This window comes from Pseudomonas stagnisoli (assembly GCF_048595745.1).
Classification (GTDB): domain Bacteria; phylum Pseudomonadota; class Gammaproteobacteria; order Pseudomonadales; family Pseudomonadaceae; genus Aquipseudomonas; species Aquipseudomonas alcaligenes_A.
Genome location: NZ_CP184361.1, coordinates 2,326,374 through 2,335,670 on the forward strand (window position 1 = coordinate 2,326,374; position 9,297 = coordinate 2,335,670).

The window sequence follows — 9,297 nt, forward strand, 5'->3', positions numbered from 1 at the left end:
GTTTGCCAGGGATTATCATTTTGGCTAAAGTCGCCGCCTTCGCGCATGTCCGGCTTGCCAAGGATTGTCCATGTTCCGACTCGATGCGGTCAGCTTCAGCCTGGCGGAGCGTACGCTCCTGCATCCGCTGTCACTCGATATCCCCCAGGGTCAGATGGTCGGCCTGATCGGCCATAACGGCTCCGGCAAATCCACCCTCCTGAAGATGCTGGCCCGCCAGCAGCCGGCGAGCGCCGGCCGCATACTGCTGGACGAGCAGCCGCTGGATGCCTGGAAGGACCGCGATTTTGCCCGTCAGGTCGCCTACCTGCCGCAGCAGCTGCCAGCCGCCGAGAGCCTGACGGTACGTGAGCTGGTGGGCTTCGGCCGCTATCCCTGGCACGGCCTGCTCGGCCGTTTCGGCAGGGAAGACCACGCCAAGGTGCAAGAGGCCCTGGAGCTCACCGACACCGCGCGCTTCGCCGAGCGTATGGTCGACAGCCTCTCCGGCGGCGAGCGCCAGCGCGTCTGGCTGGCCATGCTGCTGGCACAGGACAGCCGCTTCCTGCTATTGGACGAGCCAACCTCGGCGCTGGACATTGCCCACCAGGTCGATGTGCTGGGCCTGGTGCACAAGCTCAGCCAGCAACTCGGCCTGAGCGTCATCGTGGTGCTGCACGACATCAATATGGCGGCGCGTTACTGCGACCGCCTGATCGCCCTGCACAGCGGTCGCCTGCTCCTGGACGGCAGCCCGGCCGAACTGATGACGGATAGCAATCTGGAGGCCATCTATGGCCTGCCCATGCAGGTGCTCCGTCACCCGCAAGGCCAGCAACCCATCGCCGTGGTGGTGTGATGCGCTGGCTGCTCTGTGTGCTCGCGCTGCTGGCGGGCCTGGTCCGGGCCGATGTTCCCCAGCCGCGCATCGCAGTGATCGACTGGGGCCTGACCGAAACCCTGCTGGGCCTGGGCGTGACACCGATTGCCGTGGCCCAGACCGAAGGTTATCGGCGCTGGGTGCAAGCGCCCGAGCTGCCGACTTCGGTGGTCGACCTGGGCCTGCGGGTGGAGCCAAACCTGGAGCTGCTCAGCCAGCTCAAACCCGACATGATCCTGATCACCCCGCAGTTCGCCGCCAGCCGTCCGCAGCTGGAGCGCATCGCGCCGGTGCATATGCTGGCCATCTACACCCCGGAAGCCGAGGCCTATGCCGGCGCTCAGCGGGTGACTCGCGAGCTGGCCGAACTGCTCGGCCGTGAGGCGCAGGGTGAGGCGATGATCGCGCGCATCGACGCCGCGATGGCGCGGGTCAAACAGCGCCTGACCACGCGAGCATTGCCGCCTTTTTATGTACTGACCTTCCTCGACGAACGTCATGTGCGCCTGTTCGGCAAGCAGAGCATCTATCAGGGCGTGTTCGACCGCGTCGGCCTGCGTAATGCCTGGAACGGTCCGACCAACTACTGGGGCTTCAGCCAGCAGGGTATCGAACGCCTGGCCGAAGAGCCCGGCGCCGCCTTGCTCTACCTGGAGCCGATGCCGCCCGGCACCGTCGAGGGCCTGGCAGCCAGCGCCTTGTGGCAGCAGTTGCCGGCCGTGCGTGAGCAGCGCCTGTATGGCCTGCCGCCGGTATGGAGTTTCAACGGCCTGATGGCCGCCGAGCGTTTTGCCAACCTGCTGGAGGCGCGCCTGGCGCCGGAGATCGCGCCATGACCGACTTGCTGGCCCAGGGGCCACTGCCTACCCGCGCGCGTTTCAGCTTCTCCCGCCACCCTGGCTGGCTGTGTGGTCTGCTGTTGCTGCTGTGCCTCGGCCTGGCGCTGAGCGATCTCGGCCGCCGCTTGCCCCTTGGCGAGTGGCTGGCGGCCATCGCTCGCCCTGCCGAGGGCGATATGGCGCAGCTGATCCTGCACTTCAGCTGGCTGCCGCGCCTGTGCATGGCCCTGCTCTGCGGCGCGGCACTGGCCCTGGCCGGCACCCTGATGCAGCAGGTATTGCGTAACCCGCTGGCGTCGCCAACCACGCTGGGCGTATCCAGCGGCGCCCAGCTCGGCCTGCTGATCGCCACGCTGTGGGCCCCCTGGGCGCTGGACTACGGCCGCGAATGGGTGGCCCTGGCCGGTGGCGGCCTGGCGTCCCTGCTGGTGTTCGCCCTGGCCTGGCGCCGCGCCCTGGCACCGCTGACGCTGATCCTCGCCGGCCTGGTGGTGACCCTCTACCTGAGCGCACTGAACGTCACCCTGATGCTGGTCCAGCAGCAGGATCTGAATGCCGTATTCATCTGGGGCTCAGGTTCGCTGAGCCAGAACAGTTGGAGCGGCCTGCAGTTCCTGTTGCCACGCCTGGCCATCGGCCTGCTGCTCCTGCTGCCGTTGCTGCGCCCGCTGGCCCTGCTGGAACTGGACGACAGCGGGGTGAAGAGCCTGGGTGTGCCACTGCGCTTTCTGCGCATCGTCAGCCTGACCCTGTCCGTGTACCTAGCCGCCTGCGTGGTCAGCGTGGTCGGCGTGATCGGCTTCATTGGTCTGGCCGCGCCTGCCCTGGTGCGCCTGCTCGGCGCGCGCAGCTTTGCCCAGCGCCTGATCTGGGCGCCGCTGCTCGGTGGCCTGCTGCTGTGCGTCACCGACCTGGGCATCCAGCGCCTGGCTGGCAACCTGGCCGAGCTGGTGCCGACCGGTGCCGCCACCGCCCTGCTCGGCGCGCCGCTACTGCTCTGGCTGCTGCCGCGCCTGCACCTGCCCGGCGGCCAGCCCCACAGCGCTGCGGAGCACAGCTTCGCTCGCCATCCGTTCCCGGCCCGGCGCCTGCTGCCACTGCTGCTGGCATTGGCCACCGGCATCGTCCTGGCACTGGGCCTGGGGCGCGGACTGGAAGGATGGAGCTGGAACCTCAGCGATGCCGCGCTGCTCGACTGGCGCTGGCCACGGGTAATGGCCGCAGCATCCGCGGGCTGCATGCTGGCGCTGGCCGGCTGCATGATCCAGCGCCTGACCGGCAACCCCATGTCCAGCCCCGAGGTGCTCGGCATCAGTGCCGGTGCCGCGTTGGGCCTGATCGCCCTGCTGTTCCTGCTGCCGTACTCCGGCCCGCTGGCGCAGCTGGCACTGGGCGGCCTGGGCGCCGGACTGACGCTGCTCCTGCTGCTCGGCCTGTCGCGCCGCTCCGGGTTCGCTCCGGAGAAGGTGCTGCTGATTGGCATCAGCATCACCGCGCTGTTCGATGCCCTGCAGGTCATCCTGCTGGCGGGTGGTGACCCGCGCGGGCAGAACCTGCTCAGCTGGATGTCCGGCTCCACCTATTTCGTCGGTCCGCAGATGGCGCTGTGGGTACTGGTCTGTAGCCTGGTTCTGCTGGCTGCTGCCCTGCCCTTCGGCCGCTGGCTGGAGCTGCTGCCGTTGGGTGAAGGTACGCCACGCGCCCTGGGGGTGCCGCTGGGCCGTGGCCGCCTGGTGCTGCTTCTGCTGGCGGCACTGCTGACCGCCGGCGCCACGCTGATCGTCGGGCCGCTGAGTTTTATCGGCCTGTTGGCGCCGCACCTGGCGCGCCTGCTTGGCCTGGCCCGCGCCGTACCGCAATTGCTCGGTGCGGCGCTGCTCGGTGCGCTGGTGATGGTGGCGGCGGACTGGCTGGGACGTACCCTGCTATTCCCCGCGCAGTTGCCGGCTGGGCTGCTGGCCTCTCTGCTGGGGGGCGCCTACTTCATGCTGTGCCTGTATCGGCGCTGAAGACACCGGGCGCTATCGCGCCCGAATGTCTGTAGCCGGATGCAATGCGGGAAGCGAGCCGCCTGCATCCCGGATTGCGTCCGGGCTGCCTTTTAACTCGCTTACCTGATCAATCCAGTACAGCCACACCTTCCGCAGGAGGCTCTTCCAGCAGCGGGCAGTTGTCGCACATCACCATGCCCAGCTCGTTGCGGATGCAGCACAGCTTGCGCTGGCGCCAGGGCGCGCAGCCCTCGCCCTGCGGCACGTAGCTGACCGGCTCGAACAGCGGGTTGCGGCTGCCGTCCGGGCGCAGTTTGCTTTCCAGTATCTCGAAGCCCTGGGCCAGCATGGGCTTGGGGAACGGCAGGCCGCCGAGCGTCGACATGAACCACTCGAAGTAGTTGCCAGCGTTGCTCCACAGTACCCGGGCGGCAATCTTGCGATGGGCGCGCAGGCCATCGATGAAGGGCAGCAGGTTGTCGTCCAGCAGCCCCGAGAAACGCTCGAAACCGTTGGCCGGCGCCGCACTCCAGCGCTCACCGGCATGCGGCAGCTTGAAGGCTTCGGGCAGGCCGTCGGCACCGACCACCACCTGGATTTCGTCGAACGCCAGCGGCAGGCGCCAGTTGAGGATCAGGCCGGCAGCCAGTACCGGCGGGATCAGGCGCAGGAAATAGTACTTCGACCACAGTGACAGAAGCGCCCGCCGGTCACCCTCGGCATGCTCCGGGGCGAAACGCAGCATCTGCTCTTCCAGACGTCCGGCGCTGACGAACTCACGCCCGGACAGTGCCGGGCGTGGGTCATCCGCAAGGGTGAGGACATCGCGGTAATGGGCGAAAGGCCCTTGGAACAGCGGGGCAATGGCCGGGATCATCGGCCCCCCGCCTGGGTCAGGCACATGCGCTGGCGACTCCTGTCGATTGGCGGCGACGACTGTTGTCCAGCAGGGCGTCGACCACTTCCTGCGAGCGAATGGCAAGTACCGACAGCAGCGTGTCGCTCAGGCCGTGACTGGCCTCGCAGCAGCCCTGCAGGTAGATGCCTGCGCTCATCTGCGGTTGGCAGCACAGACGATAATCGCGTTCCACGCCCTCGCCAAGGTGCGCCTGCAAGCCGCCGAGCAGACGTTTGTAGCCATCACGGCGATAGCCGGTGGCCAGAACAACCGCGTCGAACAGGCGATCCTCGCGGCCTTCCGGGCCCTGCAGGGTCAGGCGCACACCTTCGGCCCCCGCCTGCACCGCCTCGATGCTGCGCTGCGGCAGCAAGCTGTGCGGCGCATGGCCGGTGACTTTCTGCTGGTACAGGCGATGGTAGATGCTCTCGATCAGGTCCAGGTTGACCACCGAATAGTTGGTCTGGGCATTGGCCTGCAGGAAGGCTTCACGCTCTTCCGGCGCCTGGCCGAAGACCACGTCGGTGTAGGCCGGATCGAAGATCTCGTTGACGAAGGGGCTGTCGTCGGCCGGGCGCATGGCCTGGCTGCGCATCACCATGCTCACCTCGGCGGTCGGGAAGCGCCCACACAGATCGGTGAAGATCTCCGCGGCACTCTGCCCGGAGCCGATCACGGCGATCCGCCGCGGCTCGGACACCCCCTGGATACGCTCCAGGTATTGGGCCGAGTGGATCACCCGGCCATCCTCGCGCAGCGGGCGGAACATTTCCGGCACCGCCGGCTCACCGCCGATGCTGACTACCAGGTTGCGGGTGATGCGCGCGCGGGTGCGGCCATCGGCCAGGCGAGAGATCACCTTGACCCGACTGACCTCACCACCGTCCATCACCGGCTCGACGGCAATCACTTCCTCGCCGTAGTGCACGCGGTCGGCAAAGTGGCCGGCGGCCCAGCCCAGGTAGTCGTTGTACTCCAGGCGCGAGGGCGTGAAGGTGCTGATGTTGATGAAGGCTTCCAGCCGGCGCTTCTGATGCAGGTAATTGACGAAGGTGTAGCGGCTGGACGGATTGCGCAGCGTCGCGAGGTCCTTGAGGAAGGAAATCTGCATGCGACTGTCGTCCAGCAGCATGCCGCCATGCCACTCGAAAGCCTGTTTCTTCTCCAGGAAGCAATAGCGCAGGCCGTTCTCACGCACGCGGCGATCTTCTTCCAGGGCCACCGCGATGGCCAGGTTGGCGGGCCCGAAGCCCAGTCCGATGACGTCGTATTCCAGTGTTTCTATGCTCATGTCAGGCCCCGATCCTGTGGAGTGGCTCGTGTCTGGGGCGGACGCAGTACGCATCCGCCTGCCCAACCTCATCAGTGGTTCACGGCCGCGCTCGGGCGCGGCTCTGTTGTTCTGTGGTCTCGCGGCAGATTGCCGCGAGCCGTGTTGCTCATGCCAGGCGGCAACGCTCGAAGAACACTTCGCGCGACTGCACCATGAGTGCCGCGCGCTTGTGCGGGAAATCGAACTCCTTGGCCTTGTGATAACCCTGCGCCTGCATGTGGCCGATCATCCGGGCGTTGTCCGCGCGGGGTTCGGCAACCACACGCTGAGTGCGTGGATCATCGAGAAACAGGTAGTGGGTCAGTGCGCTCAGCCAGCTCGCCACCTTGTGCGGACCACGATGACTCTCCTCACCCACCAGCATATGAATGCCGCGATCGTAGTCGCCAACCTCGTAGAACGGCGCGATGCGGTCTTCCTTGGCCCAATAGGCCTCGTAGTAGGCGAAGGGCTGGTCGTCAAAACAACCGATCAGGGTCAGCACACGTGGGTCGCAAGCCAGCTCCTCGAGGTAACGACGATGCTTGGCCAGATCGCCCTCCTCCTGCCAGAACGCCGCCACGCGGGCACTGTTCTGCCAACGGTTGAAGCGCTCCAGGTCTTCGTCGATGTCCAGGGTGCGCAGGGATATCCAGGCACCCAGCGTGGCATCGAAACGCCGGTAGACCTCGCCCACCGGCTTGGGCGCGCGGCGAGGGTGACGACGGCCCGTCGGGTGCATGACCATCTGCTGCGGGTAGCCGGCACTGCTGGCAGTGCGCAGAAAAGGGCCCGGCAGCTGCCAGAACGACGAGCGCTCGATGCGCAGCTCGCTGCCCTCGCCAACCAGCAGACCGCTGGCCAGCAGGGACGGCTCGGCCGAGCCCAGCTGCAGGCGCACGGCCTGCAGCTGGGTGTCGTTGGCGAAGCACCAGTAGGCCAGCGCCCACAGCGCCTCGGCCTGCTCCTCGGCAGCCAGCTCCAACGGCACCAGCAGCCCATCCTGACGACGGGCGCGCAGCAGCGCGCGCTCGTCCAGGTGCAGGGCCAGGCTGGCGCCGTCGTCGCGACCGAGCAGGCGCTGCCCGGTGGGCAGCGGCAGTTGTTGCAGCGGATTAGAAGTCATAACTCACACTGGCAATGACGTTGCGACGGTTGCCGTACCAGCAGTAGTAGTCACAGGCGGTGACGTACTCTTTGTCGGTCAGGTTGTTGGCGTTGAGCTGCAGGCGCACGTCCTGGATGCGATAGCTGATCATGGCGTCCAGCAGGGTGTAGGACGGCACTTCCAGGGTCTCGGTGTTGTCGCCATAGCTGGAGCTGGTGTGGCGTACGCCGGCACCGAATTCCAGGCCGTCCAGCGCACCGCCGATGAACTGGTACTTGCCCCACAGGGAAGCCATTTCGTCGGCGACGTTGGCCGGCTTCTTGCCCTTCTCCGCCTCGACGGTGCTGTTGGTGGTCTCCGGGTCCAGCTTGGTATAGCTGGCAATCAGGCTGATGTTCTCAGTGACATTGGCCTGGGCTTCCAGCTCGATGCCACGGCTACGAACCTCGCCCAACTGTGTGGGAACTCCATTGCGGTTTTTAGTGACGTTTTCCTGAGTCAGTTCAAAAGCGGCAGCGGTAAACATCGCATCCAGACCTTCCGGCTGGTACTTGATACCGATTTCCTTTTGATCGCCTTCCTGCGGTTCGAACGGCTTACCGGTGACACGATTGATGTCGGTGACCGGCAGGAAGAACTCGGAGTAGCTGATGTAGGGCGTCAGGCCGTTGTCGAACACGTAGGCCACACCACCGCTCCAGGTGAAGTCCTCGTCACGTACGTTGTGGCTGGCGCCGGTGGTGCGGTTGTCGAAGTCGGTGCGCGAGGTGTCGTAGCGACCGCCGAGCAGGAACACCCAGTTGTCGTACTTGAACTGTTCCTGCAGGTAGTAGCCCATCTGGTCGGCGCGGGTATCCTTGTCCTCAACGGCGAAATCACCAATAGGGGCGTCATTACCGACCGGGACAAAGCCGAACAGAGGTGCATTGTTGCTTGGATTGAAGATATCCAGCGGGGGGATTACGCCAAAGTTCGGGTAGCCGTTGGGGCTGCGGTCGTTGATCTTCAGCTGCTGGTAGTCGGCACCCAGCAGCAGGGTGTTTTCCCAGCGGTCACCGAACCAGTTGCCGAGCAGGCGGTTGTCCACCGACAGGTTGTCGGCCTTGCCGTCGTTGTAGGTCAGGCCACGGTTGATCACGCGATCAGTGAGGTTGCCGTAGTAGAACAGCTGGCGCAGTTCCAGCTCCATGTGGCCGTAGCGCAGGTTCTGCTGGAAGTCCCAGTTGTCGTTCAGACGGTGGTTCAGCTCGTAGCCCAGGGTGTACTGGTCGCGCTCGAAGGTCTCGTAGCTCGGGTCGCCCACGGCGGTGTCGGTGTCGATCTTGCCGTTCGGGTTGTGCTCGATGGTGCCGCTGGACGGCAGGAACTGCAGCTGGGGATCGGAACGATCCTTCTGCATGCTGGCCAGCAGCGTCAGCGAAGTGTCCTCGTTGAAGTTGATGGTCATCGAGGGGGCCAGCAGGATGCGCGCGGCATCCACGTCATCGACCTGGGTGCCGGTATCGCGACTCAGGGCCACCACGCGGTACAGCAGGTTGCCCTCTTCATCCAGCTTGCCGCCGACATCGGCATTGATCTGCTTGCGGTCGAAACTGCCGAACTGCACACCCACTTCGTTACGGGCGTCGGCGGTCGGGCGCTTGCTCTGCAGGTTGATCAGGCCGCCGGGCGGCGTCTGGCCGTACAGCACCGAGGCCGCCCCCTTGAGCACCTCGATGCGCTCGAGCATGTAGGGGTCGATCTGCCAGCTGTAGAACGCACTGGAGTAAATGCGCGAGCCGTCCATGAACAGGCCGTTGTTGGCCTGCTTGAAGCCGCGGATGATGAACCAGTCCTGCTTGTTGTCCTCACCGTAGAAACCGGCCTGCACGCCACCGGAGTAGCGCAGCGCCTCGCTGATGGTCTGGACGTTGCGGTCCTTCATCTGCTCTTCGGTGACGACCGAGACCGAACGCGGGGTTTCACTGAGCGGAGTATTGATCTTGGTGGCGCTGCGGCTGTTCTTGGCCACGTAGCCCTGGTCCTCACCGACCGGGCTGTCCAGTTCGCCACTGATATTGGTGGTTTCCAGCTGGATCGCTTCTTCAGCCTGCAGCCCCATGCTGAATGCACCCAGTGCGCAGGCCATGGCCAACGGCAGACGCGCCTTGGCGAACGGAATTCGGGCCAGGCTCTTCGCTTGCTGTTCCATCAATACTCCCCAATGAAATCAAATTAGAAGGATTCGCATTTGTGTAACTTGCCTGTACTAGACGTACGGGCCCGCAGAAAATTTACGAACCCCTGACAC

7 protein-coding genes are annotated in these 9,297 nt (G+C 65.4%); 3 read left to right on the forward strand and 4 right to left on the reverse strand.

Annotated elements, in window-relative coordinates:
• Positions 1 to 70 precede the first annotated feature (70 nt).
• The 3 genes from ACOAPY_RS11220 to fhuB are packed head-to-tail and all read left to right on the forward strand — an operon-like array spanning position 71 to position 3,707.
• Positions 71 to 838, forward strand: a complete 768-nt coding sequence (locus ACOAPY_RS11220; protein ID WP_169919953.1) for an ATP-binding cassette domain-containing protein — start codon at positions 71 to 73, stop codon at positions 836 to 838.
• Positions 838 to 1,695, forward strand: coding sequence for an ABC transporter substrate-binding protein (locus ACOAPY_RS11225; protein ID WP_465153319.1), 858 nt, complete (start codon positions 838 to 840; stop codon positions 1,693 to 1,695). The genes ACOAPY_RS11220 and ACOAPY_RS11225 overlap by 1 nt, the downstream gene beginning before the upstream one ends.
• On the forward strand, positions 1,692 to 3,707 hold the full coding sequence (gene fhuB, locus ACOAPY_RS11230) for a Fe(3+)-hydroxamate ABC transporter permease FhuB (RefSeq protein ID WP_465153321.1): 2,016 nt from the start codon (positions 1,692 to 1,694) through the stop codon (positions 3,705 to 3,707). The genes ACOAPY_RS11225 and fhuB overlap by 4 nt, the downstream gene beginning before the upstream one ends.
• A 109-nt stretch (positions 3,708 to 3,816) precedes the next feature.
• Here fhuB and fhuF read toward each other — a convergent pair whose 3' ends face one another.
• The 4 genes from fhuF to ACOAPY_RS11250 form a co-directional block, all read right to left on the reverse strand.
• Positions 3,817 to 4,566: a siderophore-iron reductase FhuF gene (gene fhuF / locus ACOAPY_RS11235; RefSeq protein WP_465153322.1), complete on the reverse strand. Its 750-nt coding sequence runs from the start codon at positions 4,564 to 4,566 to the stop codon at positions 3,817 to 3,819.
• Between the two features lie 16 nt (positions 4,567 to 4,582).
• Entirely contained in the window at positions 4,583 to 5,878 is a 1,296-nt protein-coding gene (locus tag ACOAPY_RS11240) for a lysine N(6)-hydroxylase/L-ornithine N(5)-oxygenase family protein (protein WP_465153323.1), read from the reverse strand.
• 148 nt (positions 5,879 to 6,026) lie between these two features.
• Positions 6,027 to 7,025 (reverse strand): GNAT family N-acetyltransferase, encoded by a 999-nt coding sequence (locus ACOAPY_RS11245; RefSeq protein WP_142134096.1) that lies wholly within the window; start codon positions 7,023 to 7,025, stop codon positions 6,027 to 6,029.
• The gene (locus ACOAPY_RS11250; protein WP_465153324.1) at positions 7,015 to 9,198 is read right to left on the reverse strand and encodes a TonB-dependent siderophore receptor; all 2,184 of its coding nucleotides are present in this window, start codon (positions 9,196 to 9,198) and stop codon (positions 7,015 to 7,017) included. Before ACOAPY_RS11250 ends, ACOAPY_RS11245 begins: the two co-directional genes overlap by 11 nt.
• Between the last annotated feature and the right edge of the window lie 99 nt (positions 9,199 to 9,297).